The sequence below is a fragment of the Pantoea sp. Lij88 genome (genome assembly GCF_030062155.1).
Lineage (GTDB): Bacteria > Pseudomonadota > Gammaproteobacteria > Enterobacterales > Enterobacteriaceae > Pantoea.
On the sequence record NZ_CP118269.1, the window covers coordinates 264178 to 285049 of the forward strand.

19 protein-coding genes are annotated in these 20872 nt (G+C 55.2%); 8 read left to right on the forward strand and 11 right to left on the reverse strand.

Going from position 1 to position 20872, the window contains the following annotated elements:
* Nucleotides 1-6: 6 nt before the first annotated feature.
* The 3 genes from PU624_RS05075 to PU624_RS05085 all read left to right on the forward strand — a co-directional run bounded on the left by PU624_RS05075 (nt 7) and on the right by PU624_RS05085 (nt 2785).
* A complete protein-coding gene (locus PU624_RS05075) occupies nt 7-1353 on the forward strand; it encodes a cation:proton antiporter (protein ID WP_283546817.1) in 1347 nt (448 codons plus the stop codon).
* A 22-nt stretch (nt 1354-1375) separates the two neighbouring features.
* Complete coding sequence (locus PU624_RS05080; protein ID WP_090966944.1) at nt 1376-1720, forward strand: hypothetical protein; 345 nt, start codon at nt 1376-1378, stop codon at nt 1718-1720.
* A gap of 168 nt (nt 1721-1888) precedes the next feature.
* Entirely contained in the window at nt 1889-2785 is an 897-nt protein-coding gene (locus PU624_RS05085; protein ID WP_033734349.1) for an alpha/beta hydrolase, read from the forward strand.
* 148 nt (nt 2786-2933) lie between these two features.
* Here PU624_RS05085 and PU624_RS05090 read toward each other — a convergent pair whose 3' ends face one another.
* From PU624_RS05090 to PU624_RS05115, 6 genes are all read right to left on the reverse strand, one after another.
* Nucleotides 2934-4013, reverse strand: a complete 1080-nt coding sequence (locus PU624_RS05090) for a porin (RefSeq protein WP_283546818.1) — start codon at nt 4011-4013, stop codon at nt 2934-2936.
* 199 nt (nt 4014-4212) lie between these two features.
* A complete protein-coding gene (locus PU624_RS05095; protein WP_283546819.1) occupies nt 4213-4959 on the reverse strand; it encodes a glycerophosphodiester phosphodiesterase family protein in 747 nt (248 codons plus the stop codon).
* 37 nt (nt 4960-4996) lie between these two features.
* Nucleotides 4997-6100 (reverse strand): extracellular solute-binding protein, encoded by a 1104-nt coding sequence (locus PU624_RS05100; RefSeq protein ID WP_283546820.1) that lies wholly within the window; start codon nt 6098-6100, stop codon nt 4997-4999.
* Nucleotides 6101-6132: 32 nt separating this feature from the next.
* On the reverse strand, nt 6133-6969 hold the full coding sequence (locus PU624_RS05105; RefSeq protein ID WP_283546821.1) for an ABC transporter permease: 837 nt from the start codon (nt 6967-6969) through the stop codon (nt 6133-6135).
* Nucleotides 6969-7835, reverse strand: a complete 867-nt coding sequence (locus PU624_RS05110) for an ABC transporter permease (protein ID WP_283546822.1) — start codon at nt 7833-7835, stop codon at nt 6969-6971. The genes PU624_RS05105 and PU624_RS05110 overlap by 1 nt, the downstream gene beginning before the upstream one ends.
* Nucleotides 7832-8932: an ABC transporter ATP-binding protein gene (locus PU624_RS05115; protein WP_283546823.1), complete on the reverse strand. Its 1101-nt coding sequence runs from the start codon at nt 8930-8932 to the stop codon at nt 7832-7834. Before PU624_RS05115 ends, PU624_RS05110 begins: the two co-directional genes overlap by 4 nt.
* Before the next feature lie 648 nt (nt 8933-9580).
* Here PU624_RS05115 and PU624_RS05120 point away from each other — a divergent pair.
* Nucleotides 9581-10711: an ROK family transcriptional regulator gene (locus PU624_RS05120; RefSeq protein WP_283546824.1), complete on the forward strand. Its 1131-nt coding sequence runs from the start codon at nt 9581-9583 to the stop codon at nt 10709-10711.
* A 69-nt stretch (nt 10712-10780) separates the two neighbouring features.
* Here the strand turns inward: PU624_RS05120 and gorA are convergent, their stop codons facing one another.
* Nucleotides 10781-12133, reverse strand: a complete 1353-nt coding sequence (gene gorA / locus PU624_RS05125; protein ID WP_283546825.1) for a glutathione-disulfide reductase — start codon at nt 12131-12133, stop codon at nt 10781-10783.
* A gap of 128 nt (nt 12134-12261) precedes the next feature.
* Between gorA and rnz the strand changes: the two genes are divergently transcribed.
* Nucleotides 12262-13173 (forward strand): ribonuclease Z, encoded by a 912-nt coding sequence (rnz, locus tag PU624_RS05130; RefSeq protein ID WP_283546826.1) that lies wholly within the window; start codon nt 12262-12264, stop codon nt 13171-13173.
* Here the strand turns inward: rnz and PU624_RS05135 are convergent.
* The gene (locus PU624_RS05135; protein ID WP_283546827.1) at nt 13170-13988 is read right to left on the reverse strand and encodes a CPBP family intramembrane glutamic endopeptidase; all 819 of its coding nucleotides are present in this window, start codon (nt 13986-13988) and stop codon (nt 13170-13172) included. The two genes, rnz and PU624_RS05135, sit on opposite strands and share 4 nt — an antisense overlap.
* 6 nt (nt 13989-13994) lie before the next feature.
* Nucleotides 13995-14837 carry a 23S rRNA (adenine(2030)-N(6))-methyltransferase RlmJ gene (locus tag PU624_RS05140; RefSeq protein ID WP_283546828.1) on the reverse strand — a complete coding sequence of 281 codons (843 nt, stop codon included), beginning with the start codon at nt 14835-14837 and terminating at the stop codon, nt 13995-13997.
* A gap of 339 nt (nt 14838-15176) precedes the next feature.
* Here PU624_RS05140 and prlC point away from each other — a divergent pair, with 339 nt between their 5' ends.
* Together prlC and rsmJ are read left to right on the forward strand one after the other, a co-directional pair.
* A complete protein-coding gene (prlC, locus tag PU624_RS05145; RefSeq protein ID WP_283546829.1) occupies nt 15177-17219 on the forward strand; it encodes an oligopeptidase A in 2043 nt (680 codons plus the stop codon).
* Between the two features lie 8 nt (nt 17220-17227).
* Nucleotides 17228-17974, forward strand: a complete 747-nt coding sequence (gene rsmJ / locus PU624_RS05150) for a 16S rRNA (guanine(1516)-N(2))-methyltransferase RsmJ (RefSeq protein WP_283546830.1) — start codon at nt 17228-17230, stop codon at nt 17972-17974.
* Between the two features lie 68 nt (nt 17975-18042).
* On the opposite strand, the gene uspA is transcribed toward rsmJ, so the two are convergent.
* Nucleotides 18043-18468 carry a universal stress protein UspA gene (uspA, locus tag PU624_RS05155; RefSeq protein ID WP_283546831.1) on the reverse strand — a complete coding sequence of 142 codons (426 nt, stop codon included), beginning with the start codon at nt 18466-18468 and terminating at the stop codon, nt 18043-18045.
* 416 nt (nt 18469-18884) lie between these two features.
* On the opposite strand from uspA, the gene uspB reads away from it, so the two are divergent.
* Complete coding sequence (gene uspB / locus PU624_RS05160) at nt 18885-19220, forward strand: universal stress protein UspB (protein ID WP_003852126.1); 336 nt, start codon at nt 18885-18887, stop codon at nt 19218-19220.
* 36 nt (nt 19221-19256) lie between these two features.
* Here the strand turns inward: uspB and pitA are convergent, their stop codons facing one another.
* Nucleotides 19257-20759, reverse strand: coding sequence for an inorganic phosphate transporter PitA (gene pitA / locus PU624_RS05165; RefSeq protein ID WP_283547939.1), 1503 nt, complete (start codon nt 20757-20759; stop codon nt 19257-19259).
* Nucleotides 20760-20872: the final 113 nt, after the last annotated feature.

The following is a 20872-nucleotide window of genomic DNA, read 5'->3' on the forward strand; positions in this document are numbered from 1 at the left end:
AGTGTTATGAACTTTTTAGCCTGGACAGCAGCGACGGGCGGCCTTCTGCTGCTGATGTCGCTGGCTTCCGGTTGGATTCACCGGGGGCCAGTCACCTCATTTGGTCTGTTCCTTATCGCGGGCATGCTGTGCGGCCCGTGGGGATTTGACGTTATCCACCTCGATATCGTCACCCATTCCGAAGCCGTGGCCCACATCACTGAAATCACCATGGCGGCCTCGCTGTTTATCACCGGTCTCAAGCTGCGTCAGCCGCTGCAGAACAACTGCTGGCACACCGGGCTGAAACTGGCGTTTCCCGCCATGCTGCTCACGGTTGCCGCAATGACTCTGCTGGCGCATTTCCTGGTGGGATTAGACTGGCCGGTTGCGCTGGCGTTTGGGGCCATTGTCGCGCCGACCGATCCGGTGCTGGCGAGCTTAATCTCGGTCAACGATGCGCAGGATGATGACTCGCTGCGGGTGGCGATCTCCAGCGAGGCGGGCATGAACGATGGCTCCGCGCTGCCACTGCTGATGCTGGCCCTGCTGCTGTTCAATGGCGAAAGCCTGAGTGGCGCGATGCTGGCGCACTGGGGCGCGGTCGAAGTGCTCTGGGCGATTGGCGGCGGTCTGATCATTGGCTTTGTTCTGGGGCAATTGATCGGCATGCTGGCGACCCGACTGCGCAATGCGAATGGCGACGTTGCGCCCAATGATTTTCTGGCGCTGGCGCTGATAGCGCTGAGTTATTCGCTGGTGGAGTACCTGGGTGCCTCCGGCTTCCTGGCCGCCTTCGCCGCCGGACTGGGGTTACGCCGTGCCGAGCTGGGCGTGTTCCGTCGCCATCAGCCGGAAGATCTCTCTGACGACGAGCGTGTGTTGCCCTCTGAGGCGCTGGTGAACCCTAACAAACGTCTGGCGCATCAGGGCAACAACAATATGGTGAAGTCGATTGGGTTTGTAGTAGGCGACGCCCTCTCTTTTGGCGATACTATTGAACGTTTACTGGCGGCTGGCATGATGGTGGTGCTGGGCGTCACACTGGCGCAGCACTGGAACATCTATGGTGTGCTGATTGGCCTGGTGCTGTTTGCGGTAGTGCGACCGCTGGCCGTCTGGCTGGTGACCGTGCGCGCCGGACTGCCGCTGGGGCAGCGTCTGATGATTGGCTGGCTGGGCATCCGGGGGATTGGCAGCCTGAACTACATCGCCTATGCCTGGACGCACGGCATGCAAGGCCCGCAGATGGAAATTATGACGAATATGGCGTTAACGCTGGTGGTCTGCAGCGTGGTGGTTCACGGCACCACCGTGACGCCGCTGCTGAACTGGCGTCAGAAGCGCATCGAAGCCCTTCAGCGCAAGGTTTAACCTGAACGAACAGGAGTTAAAAATGAAAGTGACTCAGATAGTGCTGCTGAGCATCCTCGCCACCGGCAGCGCGCTGGCGGCGGACGACACTGATACTGAGCAGAATGTTTACGCCAGTCAGTTGTGCCACATTGTCAGCGGCGAGAAAAAGGTCGCGAGTGCGGATCAATATGTTGAACAGATGAAATCGTCAGTGGCGAGCAGTCAGTCGTCATCGGCGATGAATCAGCCCGAATTTGATGAAGAGTCGGCGCGTGAAGTGGCCAGTGCCTGGCTGCAACTGGGTGACGATGAGCGTGCCAAACTGCGCGTCAACGAGCAGCAGTGCGAGCAGGCCGTGATGGCGCAGTTCCAGCAGGAAGATTAACCACACGGAATGAAATAAAAACGCGCCTGCCGGGCGCGTTTTTTTATGGCTTTCCTGGGGCCATTGCGTACATAATCGCCAGCCATGGCACCAGACTTGCATTTGTTCATACTTCTTTAGCCTACCGCAACGGTTCGCTGACATTTCAGGCATCACACAACAGGCATTATGATTACGCGTCGACGCTTTATTCTCGGCACGGGAGCGCTCGGGCTCTCCATGACCACCGGCAAATTATTTGCCCGCGATGACATTATTCCCCTCTGGCCGGATGATCCGCCCGGCGGTGGCGGCCCATCCGGCCAGTTGCATATTAACAGCAGCGGTTCCTGGTCAAATATCGTCAGCCCGGCGATTCAGCGCTTTAAACCGGAAAATCCGAATGGCGAAGCGGTATTAATTGCTGCGGGTGGCGGCTATCGCTGGATTGGCATGGGACGCGAAGCCTGGCCAGTGGCGCGCTGGCTCAATGCCAGTGGCTATACCGCCTATGTGCTCAGTTACCGGTTGCCGCATGAGAAGTGGCAGGCGGGTCGGCTGGCACCCTTGCAGGATGCGCAGCGCGCCATCCGGCTGGTGCGCTCTTTCGAGCGTAAGGTGCATGTGCTGGGCTTCTCGGCAGGTGGACATCTGCTGGGGCTGGCGGCGGCGCGGCCGGATTTTGAATCTTATCCGGCCATCGATCCGCTGGATGAAGTGGTGCCGAAAGTCGACAGCGTCGGCCTGATCTATCCGGTCATTACGCTGGAAGCGCCTTATCAGCACACCAACACGCATCTGATGATGGTGGGCAAAAATGCCACGCCGCAGGATGAGGCGAACTGGTCAGTGCAGAACTACGTGACCCGGCAGTATCCGCCGACGTTTCTGGCGCAGGCCGAGGACGATCACACCTCAAATCCCTTTAACACCGAGCTGATGCGCGACACCTGTCGTCGTAACCGCGTGCCGGTTGAGCTGATTCAGATCAGCAAAGGCGGACATGGATTCGGTCTGGGCAAGGCGGGTACGCCCGCAGCGTTATGGGATCAGGCGTATGTTCGCTGGCTGGATCGGGTTAGCTAAGTTGCACTGGCGCGGTGCGTCGCTGCACGTTACGGCCCGGTTATCCTTACCCCTGCGGCTGACGTAAAAAAAGCCGGCATTTGCCAGCCTCGCTAAATGAGCGATGTTCAGGAATGAAGCAATATCGCATAAAACATGATCGGCCTGATCAGAACTGATAGGTCAGGCCCATACCGATACTGTTTTTCGTCGTAATGCCGGTGGCACGCGTAAAGTCGTTTTCCTTCAGCAAGTTAATACGGTAGTCCACGTAGGTCAGCATGTTCTTGTTGAAATAGTAATAGGTGCCCACCGCAATATATTTCTGCATCGTCTGACTGCCCCCGGCAAAATTCCCTGCGCCCTGCAGGTTTTCGCCGCGCTGCGTGACAAAACCGACAGAGGGGCGCAAACCGTTCAGGAACTGGTACTGCGCAATCGCCTCAACGTTATGGGTTTTGTCGGCGACCTGTGCCAGCTGTCCATAAGGCGTAACGTCATTGGCTTCGCCATACATGGCGGCCAGATAGATCTGGCTGGCATCATATTTTGCAGAGGTGACCCAGGCGGTGGCATCGTCTCCCTGAGCGTCAGCTTGCTGAGTCAGCGTCCGTTTTGCTTTCATCCCAGCCGCCGCAATGCTCAGCCCATCGGTAATGCTGTAAGTCAGACCCGCGCCGTAACCATCCCCATTAGCCAGTCTGGCGGTTGCGCGGTCATTTTTTCCCTGATACTGCAGGGTTAGTTTTAATCCACCCCAGTCCGGAGAGTGCCAGGTTGCGAGGCCGGTTGAGCGTTTTGACAGGAAATTATCGTTGGTGGTCATGGTGCCGGAACCATAGATCGGCGCCATATCCGTGTAGGCAGAGGCAACATACAGGACTCCAAAGCTACGGCCATAATCGAACGAGCCGAAGTCGGCCAGTTTCAGACCGGCAAACCCTAAACGTGTGGCATTACCCGTTTGCGCGTCGCTACCGCCTTCACTGTGATTCAGCTGGAAATTATATTCCCACTGACCATAACCGCTAAGCCTGTCATTAATTTGCGTCTCACCTTTAAAACCCAGGCGGGCATAAGAGTTGTCGCCATCTTCTGCAATATTATCTGACAAAACATGGCGGGCATCGACTTTACCGTACAGGTCGAGCTTATTTCCGTCTTTATTATAAATTTCGGCGGAGCATGCAGAAAATGAGACCAGACAACAGATTGCATACGGCGCGACTATTTTTATTTTATTGTGCATATCATCTACCTTTATCCGTTAAATGAAGCATGAGGATGTTACCGCTCAGAGCGGCGTTCATTTCGATATCACGGTGGTCTTATTGAATAAATCAATAATAAAATGGATATAGCGGCCATAAAGGCTATGGCCATTTTTTATAATGACTTTCCCCTGGTGTTATTGCAGTCTGTCAGAACGTTTCCTGGTGAATATTTTATTAAAAGGCTAAGTCAGGTATGTCGCTTAATATCGTTTGTGCACCCGCATCGATATATTTTCGGGCAAGAACCGGGTCATTGACCGTGGCAATCGCGAATTCAATACCTGAACGGGCCAGTCGCGCCAGGTCTTCATCCGTCGCGAAGTCACCCAGGAAATGCAGGATCTGGCAACCTGTTCTGGCGAGGAGCGCCACGGGATCTTTTGGCGGGACGCAAACCGCCAGCCCACGCGGTACATCAGGCATAAGCGTTGCGGCAACCTGCAGCGAAATCTCCGAGAAGCTGCTGATAAATAACTTCTTCTCGCCTGCGGGCCACAGTGACTTCAGCTGAGCGATCGCAATTTCCGCCGTTTCCACTTCCTGCCCGGAGGTGGGTTTGATTTCCAGCTGCAGCCCGACGCCTTTATCCAGTACAAAGCGGACTGTTTCAGCCAGCGTAGGCACTTTCACGCCCCTGAACAGGTGGCCATAACGCACGCCCGCCTCCAGCGACCGGATCTCATCCAGGGTTAAATTCGCAACATAGCCTTTGCCATTCGTTGTCCGGTCCACTGAGTCGTCATGAATAATGACCGGGTGCATATCTTTGGTGAGTTTGACATCCACCTCCATCCACGTCGCGCCACGTTCAACGGCCGCCTGAAACGAAGGTAACGTGTTTTCTGGTGCCAGTAGCGGTGCTCCCCGATGAGCTATCAGGCGGGAGTTCACTACGCGTGCAGGGTGTTTTTGGGTCGACATTACGGGCTTCACCTTCTGTTAGGGTTTTATCGCAGGTTTACCTGAGCAAAACCTGGTTAGAAAATTCGGTTCTGACTTCATCACCCAGCGGTTTCGGCATGAACCGGGTGCTATGAACGCGCTCTTTGCTGTTGATCAGCCCGGCATCACGATTCACTTCTTTGTTCTGAGGCGTAATGCCATACACCTGCTGGAACAGCCGTTGGGTGGCGGGCAGCGTCAGCCAGTGGATAAACAGCAACGCTGCCGCTTTATGGGGGGCGTTTTTAGGTATCGCCACCATATTTCCGCCGCCGGGCATGCCGAAATCGGGGATATACAGGCGGATCGTTTTCGGGACTTCACCGTGGTTTTCTAATCCCACCAGGTAATCTTCCCAGGCGGGGACCAGCAGGAATTCACCGCTGACCAGTCGGGTGACGCTGTCGGCGTTGGAGGCCGTAATGATGTAGTTGGGGCGCTGCTGTTTGAACCAGTTCCAGGCGGGCTGCAGAGCCGTCAGGCTTTTTACATCCGCGTCGCCTTTCGTGAAGTCAAAACCCGGCACCAGCGTGCGCGTCACCGATTCAATAAAGGCCGGGCCGGATCCGCCGTTTTCAACGTTGAAGCCAAATTCCTGAGGATGACTTTGCAGGAAGGCCGTGATCTGCGGCAGGGTGCGTGGCAGCTCACTTTTTTTCAGGCGGCGTGAATCGTAGGCCAGACCGGTCTGGTTGCCCCAGAATGCCACGCCATAGCCTTTGCTGTCCGTTCCCTCAATATTGCAGTTCAGGGTTTTGCCTTCCGGCAGCAGTGTATTAATCGGGCCGAAAAACGTCTGCTGAGGCGATACAGTACCGAATGCGCCCCCGCCAATCGAAAACACATCAATATCACCGGTTTCCTCTCCCCGGTCAGCCATGAGTTTATTAATATTGCCCTGCAGTGTGCCTTCAGACAGGGTAACGTTAATACCGTACTGTTTTTCAAACAGGCTGACCTGCTCTTTTAAACGATCCTGGTAATACCATTGATACCAGGTTAATTTCCCTTCTTTTTTCGCCTGTTCGACAATCTGTTCCCAGTTCATCGTGGTTAAATCCTGAGCCTGGCTACAGAAAGCCCCGGCCAGCAATAATATTGCAGCTACGAGTCTGAACATATATTTCCCCAATAAAAACGTGTTAAACGCTGTCAGCCTTTTCCTGCAAAGGCGGCGACAGGATTTTTCGTCAATAATTTTTCTGCAATCAACATTAAAATGACATTTGGTACAACCAGCATTAAAGAAATGACCGCCGCATTGGGACGGATAAAGTTATAACCCAGATAAGAATAAAGAATGGTAGGGACGGTAATAAAATCGGGTGAGCCAACAATGAAACTGATGGCGAACTCTTCTATGGATAACGTAAAGACAATAATTAATGCGGCAAATATTCCCGGTCTGATGGTGGGCAGGCAGGCCACTAAAAAACGGTTTATTACCGAAGCACCCATATCCCGTGCCGCATCGAGCGTGTCCTGGCGTATCTGCGAAAACGACAGGGTCAGAATGCGGACGGCATAAGGCATCAGGATAATAATATGCCCCAGCAAAATCCCGCCAAACCGGCTGTGGATGCCCGCCACATTGAGCAACATGGAAAAAAACAGTGCGACGACAAAGCCCGGAACGATAAGCGGCAATAAGATCGCATTCTGTAAAAGATGTTTGCCCGTAAACGACATCCTGCCAAACGCCCACGCGGCAGGCAGAGACAGCATCAGCGTGCAGACGGAGACGGTGGCCGCCAGTAAATAGCTGTTCCTGAGCGCCTGGGGTAACGCGGTGGTGGTCCAGACTTCCACCCAGCGGCCCAGTGAGAGCACCGGCGGCAGGGCATCTGGCCATGCCCACGGATGGGTTTTATCGACCAGTGACCACAGGACGGTCAGCATAAAGGGAATAACCAGCCACAGCATAAAGAGCGCGATGATCATAATCATCATGACGATCCGCAGTGGGGATAAGGTCTGTCTGACTTTCATTATCTCTGTTCTCCGGCTTGTTGTAGCCACTTCGCCAGGGCGGCAAGTACGACTGCACCGACAAAAGCCGCCAGCATTAAAATCACCGCGACAACGGCCGCAAGATTCCAGCCCTGCGCGCTGATTTCAGGGAAGCGCAGCATATATTGCGAAAGAGAGAACACGCTGGTTGGCCCCGCAACGACCTGGAATGAAAAGTCACCCAGGGCGCCGATGAAGATCAGGACCAGCGATACCTGAACGGATTGGATAGATAAGGGCAGGATGATCTGTAACAACCGGGCAGTTTTGCCTGCGCCCAAATCCCGCGCGGCATTAAAAATTTCGTCGCCAATCGCGCGCAGGCTGCCGGACATAATAAGCAGCGCATAGGGAAGCTGTTTCCACACCTGCAAAATAATTATGCCAATTCCCCAGCGGTCATTCTGCATTCTGATGGGGTGAGAGATGATCCCCAGCTTAAGCAAGCCCAGGTTAATAAAGCCCTGCCAGGAAATCAGGTTGATAAACAGCAGCGCAGCGACCAGGCCGTGTACCATCAGCGGGGCTTTGAGTAAGCCGCCCATCAGCATCGAGCCGGGGAAAGGCTTTCTCAGCCACAGTGCCAGCGGAAGCGCCAGGGCAACGGAGAGCACCGCACTGATCACGCCGATTCTGAGCGAATAGCCTGTCGCGCGCCACAGCTGGCTGTCATTCAGAATGGTTTGCCAGTACTGAAGCGTGAAGTGCGCCGGTGCGCCAAAATCAAACAGGCCAACGGATTGCGCCAGCGCCATGATCACAATCAGCATCAGAGTGAGGATGACCGGCGCGACCGCAGGCAGCACCAGCAACCAACAGAGCCTGTTCCGGTTGCGCGTTTTCATGAATAGCTTTCCCGTAAAAAACGGATCTTGTCTGGCGCAATAGAGAAATTAACGTTGTCACCTTCGCGGATGGAATTTTTACCAACCAGCTGGATACACCACTGATATTCCGTTTCTTCATGGCCCAGCGGATGAACCTGAAGTTCAGAAAGGTTGCCCAGAAAACTCACCGCACCGATCCCGAAGGTCCGCGTGTTTTTTCCGGAACTGTGTTCGCTCAGTACGGCATCCTCAGGGCGCCAGAAGGTATAGACCTTGTCCGATACGGGCGGCACAGGGCTATGGATTTCCATTTCGCCCAGTACGCACGCAATGCGATACATCCCGGTGCTGCTGTCGCTCTCCAGTATGCGGGCTTTCATGACGTTAGCCTGGCCGACGAAACCGGCGACAAAGCGGTTTACCGGGGAATAATAGATCTCATCCGGCGTACCGGTTTGCTCAATCTTCCCGGCATTCATGACCACCACAACGTCAGACATCGACAAGGCTTCTGCACGGTCGTGGGTAACATAAATGGCGGTAAACCCATGGGAGCGCTGAAGCTGTCTGATCTCCAGCCGTACCTTGTCGCGTAATCTGGCATCCAGATTTGACAGCGGCTCATCAAACAACACGATTTCCGGACGTACGGCCAGCGCTCTGGCAAGCGCCACGCGCTGCTGCTGACCGCCGGATAACTGCGCCGGCAGTTTAGGCAAATGCGCATTCAGCGATACCTGGGCAGCGGTCTGCGCTACGCGATCGTCAATGTCCGTTTTCGCCATCTTCCTCTGCCTGAGGCCAAATCCGATATTTTCAGCAACGGAAAGGTGAGGAAAAAGCGCATAGGACTGAAAGCACATCGCCGTGTCGCGATGTTCAGGTTTGACATGATGCATATCCTGCTGGTGGATCAGCACTTCGCCACTATCAGGCGTGTAAAAGCCGGCAATAACTTTAAGCAGCGTGGTTTTGCCACAGCCAGATGGGCCAAGCAGGGAAACAAATTGCCCTTTTCTGGCCTGCAGTGAAATGCCGTTCAGCGCGACAAAATCGTCGAACGTCAGCGTGGCATTGTGGATTTCTAGCGTGTTCACGTTGGGCTGCTCCGTCATAAATTGCCAGGGACTTCTTAATTAATGCGAGGTGCATAATAATTTGCCGTATGGAATTTAAGCAATTTCAGGCAGGTTAAGAATTTATTAACTTTTTAAAACTTATTAATAACAGTGGAATGGATGTTTACTTTGAAATCGCACGTTTAACGCGCTAACTATTTTAATGCGTTGTGATTAATATTCAGGATCGAAGGGCAGGGTTGCTGAAACAGAAAGCGCAAAGGAGAGCCGGGCAACGCTGTCCTGAAAGATAGTGATGCGCTAAGCCGGGAGCAATACGTGGTCAGGCGGGAGTAAAACGAGAATGAGGGTGGACTGTCGCCATGGTTTTAAGCGCCTTGCCATGGTTTAGCTGCTGCATAAAAAGAAGTGTGTGGAGGGAGGCAGAACCCTGGGCAAAGTAAAAGTATTAATCCGGACAAAAGGTTCGTTTTTAATATAATGCGAATTGCATGATATTTCAGTGTCTCTCCATTATGTTTCACTCTTATGAAGCTTTTATGATCGGGATAAACCGGGCATGAGAGGCTGAATAGCAGCAAGTCTGACTGAAACGTAAAGGCCGGGCCCTTTACTACTCGTCATGCATAAAAGCATGCTAGGGTATTTTCAGAACCCATTATTAAACACGGTGAGGACAACGCTGTGGTTCATGGATATTCCGCTGGTCATGAAGTCGAACTTACTCGCAGTGAAAAACTTATTCTGGAGCTTGTCCGCCGCAACGATGGCATTTCCCGCGCCTCGCTGGTTTCGCAAACCATTCTGAATCAGTCATCTATTCACCGCATTGTTGATACGCTGACCGAAAACGGTTTTCTCAGCCTGGGGGAATCGCCGTCCCAGGGAAGAGGCAAGCCCAGCCCGTCGTTATCACTGAATGCGAATGCGCGTTATGGTTATGGCATCTCTATTAACTCAGACAGCGTTGCCGCCAGCCTGATTAATTTCCGGGGCGGTATTACAGACTACTGCGTACTGGATACGCATCCACGCGATCCTGCCCGGACCTTATTCAGTATCAAACATCACTATCTGGATACCTTGAAAAAACACGCTATTTCGCCTGAAAAAGTCTGTGGTGTGGGATACAGCATGGCGGGCTTTCTTTATGATTCACGAAAGTATTTCAATCCGCCTGAACCGTTAAAAAACTGGATGGGCATCGATCTGCGTCGTGAAATTACCATGTTATTTGATAGACCGGTCTGGATTGAAAATAACGCCACGACGGCAGCGCACGCTGAAGCCTTTTTAGGCGCCGGGCTGAAATACGATACGTTTGGCTATCTCTCTTTTAATTATGGTTTTGGCGGGGGCATCGTGATTAACGGTAAACCGTTTCAGGGTGCGTTTGGCAATGCGGGGGAGATCAGCCGTATTTTTACGCCGGAAGAGGGCAGGCTGCGCCCGGCTCTGGGGATCCTGATCGATCGGTTACGTCACGGCGGTATTGAAATTAAAGATATCCGCGATCTCAATCATAAATTCGATCCGGCCTGGCCGATTGCGCAACAGTGGGTAGAAGACGTCACGCCAAACCTGTATCGGGCAATAGATGCCATGAATGCGGTGATCGATCCCGGCGCCATCATATTAGGGGGTGAAATTCCCCGTAAGCTGGGCGAGATATTTTTAGCCAGGCCGCAGACCCGTTCGGATAAACGCTGGGACATTGCTGCGGAATATCCGGATATTCTGCTAAGCGCCATTGAGGGGGACAGTGCGGCACTGGGCGCGGCGCTGACGCCATTGCGGGAAACCTATTTTAATTAAGGCCGTTACCCGCAGACCAAAGTTTCAGCGGGTAACGGTAAGTCATGCGCATGAGCAGGGGGTATGTTACTAGCGCATTGTCACAAACTCTTCCGCTGCGGTCGGGTGGATCGCCACGGTGTTATCGAAGTCTTTCTTGGTGGCACCCATTTTCAGCGCCACGGCGAAGCCCTGCAGCATCTCATCCATACCGAATCCGATTCCGTGAATGCCGACAATCTTCTCATCTGCACCCACACAGACCAGCTTCATGCGGCACGGCTGACGATGCTGGGTGACGGCGGTGTACATGGCGGTAAACGACGACTTGTAGACCTTCACCTGATCGTCGCCGTACTGTTCGCGCGCCTGCGGTTCGGTCAGTCCCACCGTGCCAATCGGCGGATGGCTAAACACCACGGTCGGCACATTGCTGTAATCCAGATGCTCGTCGGGCTTATTGTTAAACAGACGCTCAGAGAGACGACGGCCTGCCGCAACCGCCACCGGCGTCAGCTCAACCGCACCGGTGTTGTCGCCCACGGCGTAAACGCCTGACACACTGGTGTTCTGGAATTTATCGACTTTGATATAGCCTTTGTCATCCAGCGCCACGCCTGCGGCTGCAATGTTGAGGTTATCGTTGGCCGGCTCACGGCCAATCGCCCAGACCAGGCAATCCACCGTATATTCGCTGCCGTTTTCCAGCTGCAGCGTCAGGCTGCCATCGCTGTTTTTAATCACCGCTTTTGGAATGGATTCGGTGTGCAGCGCCGGGCCTTCGGTGTTCATCACTTCGACCAGCGTCTCGGTGAGCAGCGGATCGAAGCTGCGCAGTGGCGCATGTTTACGCACGAACAGGTGGGTTTCTGAACCCAGCGCGTTCACGACACCTGCCAGTTCGACTGCAATATAGCCCGCGCCGATGACGGCGGTGCGTTTTGGCAGGGCATCCAGCTCGAAGAAGCCATCGGAATCAATACCGTACTCCGCACCCGGAATGTTGGGGTGAACCGGACGACCGCCGGTGGCGATCAGAATATGGTTTGCCGTGATAATCTCGCCGTTAACTTCGACGCTGTGCGCATCGACAAAGCGGGCAAAGCCTTTGATCACTTCAACTTTGTTTTTACCCAGCACGTTGTCGTAAGAGTTGTGGATGCGATCGATGTAGGCGCTGCGGTTTTTCACCAGCGTGGCCCAGTCGAAGCGGTTCACGGTGGTGTCGAAACCATAATCCGGCCCGTAGAGATGGATAGCTTCGGCGATTTGCGCGGCGTGCCACATGATTTTTTTCGGCACGCAACCCACGTTCACGCAGGTGCCGCCCAGCTCTTTCGCTTCAATCAGGGCACATTTCTGGCCATACATAGCTGCACGGTTAATCGAGGCGATGCCGCCGCTGCCGCCGCCAATGGCGAGATAGTCGAAATGTCGGGTCATTGAAGTATCCATCCGGTTGCATAAAAAAATTGGGGTTGAGTGTAACGCTGCGGGTCGAAATGACGCAAAGTTTGCGCCTATGATTGTAATAGGGTTCTGTTTTTTATTCGCTTACAGGGAAGCATACCATGCACCTTACTTTTCTCGGCACCGGCGGCGGTGCTCCCAGCCTGCAACGTAACGTGACGTCCATTGCTTTTACCCGTGCGCTGAGTGGTGAAACCTGGCTGTTCGACTGCGGGGAAGGCACGCAATTACAGTTTATGCGCTCCAGCCTGAAACCAGGCAAGCTGGATAAGATTTTTATCACCCATCTGCATGGCGATCATATTTTCGGGCTGCCGGGATTACTCACCAGCCGGTCAATGGCCGGGCTGACCTCACCGATGACGGTCTATGGCCCCAGAGGATTAAAGACCTTTGTTGAGACGGCGCTGTCGATCAGCGGCTCCTACACCGACTACCCGCTGACCATTGTGGAGATTGAGGCAGGCTGGACGCTGGATGACGGCGAGTTTCGTATCAGTGCCTGGCCGCTGAGCCATCCGGTGGAGTGTTTTGGCTACCGCATTGAGCAGCATGATAAACCCGGCCTGCTGGATGCCGCGCGGCTGAAAGCGGAAGGAGTACCGCGCGGTCCGTGGTTCCAGCAGCTGAAGCAGGGGGAATGTGTGACGCTGGAGGATGGACGGGTCGTTAACGGGGCTGACTATCTTGGCCCGGCGACGCCCGGCAAAAAGCTGGCCATCTTTGGCGATACCGCACCGACCGGGGTTGCGCTGCAACTGGCGGCGGATGTTGACCTGATGGTGCATGAAACCACGCTGGAGGCAGCGATGGTGGAAAAAGCCAACGGGCGTGGCCACTCTACGACACTGCAGGCGGCGGAAGTGGCTAAGCGCGCCGGGGCAAAGCGGATGATCGCCACCCATTTCAGCTCCCGCTATCTGGCAAAGGACATGAGCCGACTGCTGGCGGAGTGCCAGACGATTTTCCCCTGCACCGAGCTGGCCTCAGACCTGGCCGTATTCACTGTTTAGTGATGCAGTGCCGGATAAGTAAACAGCAGCAGATGGGTAATATTCAGGGCGAAGTGCAGGGCGGTCGCCAGCCATAAGCGGCCGCTCCAGTGCCATGCCAGACCGTAAAGCAGGCCAGCCAGGGAGGCGAAAATCACCAGCAGCACGCCGCCCTGAACATGTGCCAGCCCAAACAGCAGCGCGCTAATCAGCAGCGCGGGCATGCCGCCCAGCACCGCTCTCAGCCGCTGTTGCAGATAGCCCCGGAACAGCGCCTCTTCGGCCAGCGAGACAAAGAACAGATTCGCCAGCATAAACGCGGGCAGCCACGGTGGATTGTGAGGCTCAAAAGCCAGGCCACCCAGCAGCACGGCGCTTCCCAGCAGCAGCGGCACGGCGGCGATTAACGCCAGCGCGGCGATCCACGGATAACGCGGCGGGCAGGCACGGGCGCGAAACAGCGTCGGCAGGCAGGCCAGCAGCACAAAGGGGATCAGCGCTTTATCGAAGTTGAAGGAAAAACTGAACGGCAGGCTCTGCGCGCCAGCCTTTACCTCATCGACCTGCAGGGAGTTGTTAAAGCCGGGGAAAAGGTGGAGAAACATTCCCAGCGAAATCAGCACCAGCAGCGCTTCGCTCAGTATTTGCTTTCGGGAATGAATCGGGTCAAAGCGCCGCAGCGCGACCAGTGCGGCGATCCCCGCCAGCAGCGGTAAAACCGGCCACGTCAGGACATGATGATAAAATCCCAGCAGCGCGGCGAGCGCTAACAGCAGTAGCGCCAGCCGCCGGGCGGGTTGCAGCGCGCCGAGCGCGCCTGCCAGCAGAATCCACATGGTGGTTTATTCAGGAACGATCTGATTCACCACGAAGTGACCGGTACCGGTCGGGACCAGTTTTTTGTGCAGCCACGGCAGCAGGGTATTCATCTGCTGGGCCAGCTTCCACGGCGGGTTAATCACGATCATGCCGGAGGCGGTCATGCCGCGCTGATCGCTGTCCGGGCGGGCCGCCAGTTCGATCTGCAGAATGTTGCGGATGCCGGTCGCTTCCAGGTCGCGCAGCATGTGTTTGATCTGCTGGCGCAGAACCACCGGATACCAGAGCGCAAAGACGCCGGTGCCAAAACGTTTATGGCCTTCCTGAATCCCTTTCACTACTGCCTGGTAGTCGCTTTTCATCTCATACGGCGGATCGATCAGCACCAGACCGCGACGCGATGGAGGTGGCAGTTTCGATTTTAACTGCTGATAGCCGTCGGCACGATCGACGCGCGCGCGGTCATCTTTGCTGAATTCGTTACGCAGCAGCGGATAGTCGCTGGAGTGCAGCTCAGTGAGTTGCAGTCTGTCATCTTCACGCAGCAGATGGCGGGCAATCAGCGGCGAACCGGGATAGTAGCGCAGCGTGCCGCTGCGGTTCAGCGCACGGATCGCATCAAAATAGGGTTGCAGCAATTCCGGCGCATCGGGCTGCTGCCAGATACGCGAGATGCCTTCCAGATATTCACCGGTACGCTCGGCGTGCTCGCCGCTCAGCTGGTAGCGGCCTGCGCCTGCGTGGGTATCCAGGTAGAAAAACGGTTTCTCTTTCTCTTTCAGCGCCGTGATGATCAGGCTCAGAACGGTGTGCTTCAGCACGTCGGCGTGGTTGCCAGCATGGAAGCTATGGCGATAACTCAGCATTGTTTATCCTGTTGATGTATAAGGTTTTAATTGATGGAAAATCAATTTATACCAATTATTACCCCACGTATTACCCACAGAACGACGCACAGCAACCGACGCAGGAAAAGCATGAGAATCCGCGATTATATCAGGGATGACCCGCTGATGGACCAGAAGCGTGATAACAAATCAGGATCACGGGCATCAGACAAAAGCAGGCATCTTCCGTGCGGTGATCCGCGCGTTTCTTCCCCACCTCATCCTGGCTGCCATTGATTTTCGCTACACTAAGCCGCATGTTACTTAGATTGCGTTGCGCGACCCGCTGCGCCCCATACATCGATAAAGGACTGCGCTATGACCAATCCGCTACTGACATCTTTTACGCTCCCCCCTTTTTCTGCCATTAAGCCTGAACATGTGGTGCCTGCCGTGACGGAAGTGCTGAGTCACTGTCGCGCAGAAGTCGAAAAAGTCGTGGCGCAGGGTGCGCCGTATACCTGGGATAATCTGGTTCAGCCACTGGCGGAAACCGACGATCGTCTGAGCCGTATTTTCTCACCGGTCAGCCATCTGAATGCGGTAAAAAACAGCCCGGAGCTGCGTGAAGCCTATGAGCAGACGCTGCCGCTGCTCTCTGAATACAGCACCTGGGTCGGTCAGCATGAAGGCCTCTATCAGGCGTATCGCAACCTCAAAGAGGGCGATCAGTACGCGGCTCTGGATCTGGCGCAGAAGAAAGCGGTCGATAACGCCCTGCGTGATTTCGAACTCTCCGGTATTGGCCTGCCAAAAGATAAACAGCAGCGTTATGGCGAAATCGCCGCGCGCCTTTCTGAGCTGGGTTCGGCATACAGCAACAACGTGCTCGATGCGACCATGGGCTGGAGCAAGCTGATCACCGATGAAAGCGAGCTGGCCGGTATGCCGGAAAGCGCGATGGCGGCGGCGAAAGCACAGGCGGAAGCCAAAGAGCAGGACGGCTGGCTGCTGACGCTGGATATCCCAAGCTATCTGCCGGTCATGACCTACTGCGACAACGCCGCGCTGCGTGAAGAGATGTATCGCGCCTATGCGACGCGCGCCTCCGATCAGGGGCCGAATGCCGGTAAGTGGGATAACGGCCCGATCATGGCCGAAGAGCTGGCGCTGCGTCACGAGCTGGCACAGCTGCTGGGCTTCGACTCCTATGCCGATAAATCGCTGGCGACCAAAATGGCGCAAAGCCCGTCTCAGGTGATCGACTTCCTGAATGACCTGGCGGAGCGTGCGCGTCCGCAGGGTGAAAAAGAGCTGGAGCAGCTGCGTGCCTTTGCGCAGAAAGAGCATGGCGTTGAGCAGCTTAATCCGTGGGATCTCACCTATTATGGTGAAAAGCAGAAGCAGCATCTCTACACCATCAGCGATGAGCAGCTGCGTCCTTACTTCCCGGAAGAGCGTGCGGTCGCTGGTCTGTTTGAAGTGGTGAAGCGCATTTACGGCATCAGCGCGAAGCAGCGTACCGACGTTGAGGTTTACCATCCGGATGTGAAGTTCTTCGATCTGTTCGATGAAACCGGCGAACTGCGCGGCAGCTTCTATCTTGACCTCTACGCCCGCGAGCACAAACGTGGCGGTGCGTGGATGGATGACTGCGTCGGCCAGATGCGTAAAGCCGATGGCAGCCTGCAGAAGCCCGTCGCCTACCTGACCTGTAACTTTAACCGTCCGGTGAAAGGCAAACCTGCGCTGTTCACCCATGACGAAGTGATTACCCTGTTCCATGAGTTTGGTCACGGCCTGCACCACATGCTGACCCGCATCGAAGCGCCTGGCGTCTCCGGTATCAGCGGTGTGCCATGGGATGCGGTCGAACTGCCAAGCCAGTTTATGGAAAACTGGTGCTGGGAACCGGAAGCGCTGGCGTTTATCTCGGGTCACTTTGAAACCGGCGAACCGCTGCCGAAAGCGTTGCTGGATAAAATGCTGGCGGCGAAAAACTATCAGGCCGCGTTGTTTATCCTGCGTCAGCTGGAGTTCGGCCTGTTCGATTTCCGTCTGCACACCGAGTTCAACCCGGAGAAAGGCGCGCAGATTCTGGAAACCCTGCGCGAAGTGAAAAGCCGCGTGGCGGTGGTTCCGGGTCCGGAATGGGGCCGTTTCCCGCACGCTTTCAGCCACATCTTTGCAGGTGGCTATGCGGCAGGTTACTACAGCTATCTCTGGGCCGACGTGCTGGCGGCAGATGCGTACTCCCGCTTCGAAGAAGAGGGCATCTTCAACCGCGAAACCGGTCAGTCGTTCCTGGATAACATCCTGACGCGCGGCGGTTCTGAAGAGCCGATGGAGCTGTTCAAACGCTTCCGTGGCCGTGAGCCGCAGCTCGATGCGATGCTGGAACATTACGGCATTCAGGGATAAGACAGTTTGTGAAAATCTGTTTACTCGATGAATCAGGCGCCGGAGACGGCGCCTTATCACTTTTAGCGCAGCGCTGGCAGCTGGAGCACGATGAAGACGCGCTGCTGGCGCTGGTGCAGACCCCAACGCACCTGGAACTGCGCAAGCGTGATGAGCCAAAGCTGGGCGGGATTTATGTTGATTTCGTCACGGGCGCGATGGCGCATCGGCGTCGCTTCGGCGGTGGACGCGGCGAAGCCGTCGCTAAAGCGGTCGGCATCAAAGGCGGTTATCTGCCGGATGTGGTTGATGCGACTGCCGGACTGGGCCGTGATGCGTTTGTGCTGGCGGCGCTCGGCTGCCGGGTGCGGATGCTGGAGCGCCATCCGGTGGTGGCAGCGCTGCTGGAAGATGGATTGCAGCGCGGTTATCAGGATGCGGAAATTGGCCCGTGGCTGCGCGACCGCCTGACGCTGATTCATGCTGCCAGCGCGCAGGCGCTGGGCGATATCACGCCGCAGCCGGATGTGGTTTATCTCGATCCGATGTATCCCCATCGCCAGAAAAGTGCGCTGGTGAAAAAAGAGATGCGGGTCTTTCAGTCGCTGGTCGGGCCGGATGAAGATGCAGATGCGTTACTGGAACCGGCCCGTCGGCTGGCGAAGAAACGGATTGTGGTCAAACGGCCAGACTATGCTCCGCCGCTGGCGGGTGTGGTGACGCAGGCGGCCGTGGTCACTAAAAGCCATCGCTTTGATATTTATCCTCCGCTTTAACGCATAAAAAAGCCGGCTTCGCGCCGGCTTTAATCATGTATACGCCTCAGACGGAATTACTCGTCGTCTTAATCGCGCAGCGGCACAATCAGCATGTCGATGTGCACGGTGTTGATCAGCTGACGGGCTGAGGACATCAGCTTGCTCCAGAAATCCTGATGATGACCACAAACCACCAGGTCAACGTCATATTTCTTGATCGCATCAACCAGAACCTGGCCCAGGTCGCCACTGCCGCTCAGCGTTTCACTGATCGGATAGCCCGCCGCATCTGACAACCCTTTCAGTGCCGCATGCGTCTCTTCAGAGATGCGCTTCTGCATATCCCCTAAGTTGACATCAATCAGGCCGGTGTAGAGGTCGGAGTAATTCACATCAACGTGAATCAGGGAAATTCTGGCATCGTACGGACGAGCCAGTGAGACGGCCTTATCCACCAGCAACTGGCTTTCGGGAGAAAGGTCGACTGCAATCAGGATGTGTTTATAAGCCATGATAAAACTCCTTTCACGAGATTAAGGATGGCATCCGGTGTTCCTGCCGCGTCACAGCTTAGCGAAATCCCTTGCGCGAGCGGGCGATGAGCGCCACCAAAGTGTCAACCTGCATTGCAGGTGATGATGTTGTTATATCCTGAGTATAGCCTTCTCTGACGGCAAATGCTGCCGTTGCCGCCTGGCTTATGAATAAGATCAAGGCTATGCCAGATTTACTCGCGCTGAACGAAAATCATCGTTGGAAAAAATGTAAAGAATTCTCCTACACTGAAAAAAGGCGGACCGGTTCACAGCCGCTCAGGGGGTCGAAAATTTTCGCAGTCCGGTGATTCAGTGGCTGGTTTTTTCTGCAGGCAGGCTCAGTGTCTGACACGGGAGTCTGTTGCTGCGATGCCAGTCGGGAGGGGGAGAATATGATCAGCACTATTGCGCTTTTTTGGGCTCTTTGTGTGGTGTGTATCGTGAATATGGCGCGCTATTTTTCGTCTCTGCGCGCGCTGCTGGCGGTATTACGGGGATGTGATCCGCTGCTGTATCAGTATGTCGATGGGGCAGGGTTTTTTACCTCTCACGGTCAGCCGAGCAAGCAGGTGCGTCTGGTCACCTACATCTGGGCAAAACGCTATCTCGATCATCATGACGATGAGTTTATCCGGCGCTGCGAGCGGGTTCGGGGGCAGTTCGTTCTGACCAGTGCGCTGTGTGGGCTGGTGGTCATCAGTCTGGTGGCGCTGGCGATCTGGCATTAAAAAAGGGCGACTTACGTCGCCCTTTTTTTGCTGGCATCACACCAGTTTTAAGGCAATCCAGTAGAGCGAACCCGACAGCAGAATACAAACCGGCAGGGTGAAGATCCACGCCATGGCGATGTTCTTGATGGTTCGGCTCTGCAATCCGCCACCGTCAACCAGCATCGTACCGGCTACCGATGAAGAGAGGATATGCGTGGTGGAGACGGGCATGCCGGTATAGCTGGCGACGCCAATCGACAGCGCGGCTGTCACCTGTGCTGACATTCCCTGTGCATAGGTCATGCCTTTTTTACCAATCTTCTCACCAATAGTGGTGGCAACACGACGCCAGCCAATCATGGTGCCGATGCCCAGCGCCAGCGCTACGGCCACAATAATCCAGATAGGCGCATACTCGATGGTACCCAGCAGGTCGCTTTTCAGCTTATTGAGGAAGCGTTTGTCATCGGGTGAGGTCTCTTCCAGACGGGCCGCTTTATCGGCGGTATCGGAGATACACAGCAGCAGACGACGCATCTGACCGCGCTGATCAACTGTCAGCTGATCGTAGCTCTGCAGATTATTCAGCAACACCTGCGCACCCTGTACCGCCTGCAATGCGCGCGCGCTGTCACAGTGGAACTCTTTCGGGCTGGCCGCTGGCACTTCTTCCGGCGTTGGCAGCTTAGGCGGTGCCATCTGGATGATGTGGTTCAGCGAGGCGTTGTGCTGCTGGTAATACTGCTCCAGGTGATTGACCGCATCGCGGGTGCGCGTGATGTCATAACCGGAGGCATTCATATTCACCACGAAACCAGCCGGTGCCACGCCAATCAGGACCAGCATGATCAGGCCAATGCCTTTCTGACCGTCATTCGCACCGTGCGAATAGCTCACGCCAATCGCCGAAACAATCAGGGCGATACGGGTCCAGAACGGCGGCTTTTTCTTGCCGTCGATCTTCTCGCGGTCAGCAGGTGTCATATGAATACGCGCACGCTTTTTGGTATTGCTCCAGTAGCGACGCAGAATAAAGATCAGGCCGCCCGCCATCACCAGGCCGACAATCGGCGACAGGATCAGAGAAAGGAAGATGTTCAGGACTTTCGGGATGTTGAGCGCATCAACCACCGAGGTTCCGCTCATCAGGGCGTTGGTCAGACCGATACCGATAATGGCGCCGATCAGCGTATGGGAGCTGGAGGCCGGCAGACCGAGATACCAGGTGCCGAGGTTCCAGATAATCGCCGCCAGCAGCATAGAAAACACCATGGCGAGACCGTGAGCCGATCCAACATTCAACAACAGATCGGTAGGAAGCATATGAACAATGGCGTAAGCGACACTCAATCCACCGAGCAGCACGCCAAGGAAGTTGAATACACCCGCCATCACCACAGCAAGCTGGGCACGCATGGCACGCGTATAGATGACCGTCGCAACTGCGTTGGCCGTGTCGTGGAAACCGTTGATCGCTTCGTAAAACAATACAAACAGCAGGGCAAGAACCAATAACAGGCTAGTACTGAGGTCTAGACCAGCAAACAGATGTAGCATAAACGTTACGCCATTTTTGGAGGACATGAACGCGGCGCATTATCCGCGACAACGTGCTGTATGGGAAAGGAAAATATAGCGCTAATTTAACCTTTCGTCGTAAGGCTTAAGGT

Coding starts and splice junctions, on each gene's coding strand:
- PU624_RS05075 (WP_283546817.1), top strand. CDS start 7: ATGAACTTTTTAGCCTGGACAGCAGCGACGGGCGGCCTTCTGCTGCTG.
- PU624_RS05080 (WP_090966944.1), top strand. CDS start 1,376: ATGAAAGTGACTCAGATAGTGCTGCTGAGCATCCTCGCCACCGGCAGC.
- PU624_RS05085 (WP_033734349.1), top strand. CDS start 1,889: ATGATTACGCGTCGACGCTTTATTCTCGGCACGGGAGCGCTCGGGCTC.
- PU624_RS05090 (WP_283546818.1), bottom strand. CDS start 4,013: ATGCACAATAAAATAAAAATAGTCGCGCCGTATGCAATCTGTTGTCTG.
- PU624_RS05095 (WP_283546819.1), bottom strand. CDS start 4,959: ATGTCGACCCAAAAACACCCTGCACGCGTAGTGAACTCCCGCCTGATA.
- PU624_RS05100 (WP_283546820.1), bottom strand. CDS start 6,100: ATGTTCAGACTCGTAGCTGCAATATTATTGCTGGCCGGGGCTTTCTGT.
- PU624_RS05105 (WP_283546821.1), bottom strand. CDS start 6,969: ATGAAAGTCAGACAGACCTTATCCCCACTGCGGATCGTCATGATGATT.
- PU624_RS05110 (WP_283546822.1), bottom strand. CDS start 7,835: ATGAAAACGCGCAACCGGAACAGGCTCTGTTGGTTGCTGGTGCTGCCT.
- PU624_RS05115 (WP_283546823.1), bottom strand. CDS start 8,932: ATGACGGAGCAGCCCAACGTGAACACGCTAGAAATCCACAATGCCACG.
- gorA (WP_283546825.1), bottom strand. CDS start 12,133: ATGACCCGACATTTCGACTATCTCGCCATTGGCGGCGGCAGCGGCGGC.
- rnz (WP_283546826.1), top strand. CDS start 12,262: ATGCACCTTACTTTTCTCGGCACCGGCGGCGGTGCTCCCAGCCTGCAA.
- PU624_RS05135 (WP_283546827.1), bottom strand. CDS start 13,988: ATGTGGATTCTGCTGGCAGGCGCGCTCGGCGCGCTGCAACCCGCCCGG.
- PU624_RS05140 (WP_283546828.1), bottom strand. CDS start 14,837: ATGCTGAGTTATCGCCATAGCTTCCATGCTGGCAACCACGCCGACGTG.
- prlC (WP_283546829.1), top strand. CDS start 15,177: ATGACCAATCCGCTACTGACATCTTTTACGCTCCCCCCTTTTTCTGCC.
- uspA (WP_283546831.1), bottom strand. CDS start 18,468: ATGGCTTATAAACACATCCTGATTGCAGTCGACCTTTCTCCCGAAAGC.
- uspB (WP_003852126.1), top strand. CDS start 18,885: ATGATCAGCACTATTGCGCTTTTTTGGGCTCTTTGTGTGGTGTGTATC.
- pitA (WP_283547939.1), bottom strand. CDS start 20,759: ATGCTACATCTGTTTGCTGGTCTAGACCTCAGTACTAGCCTGTTATTG.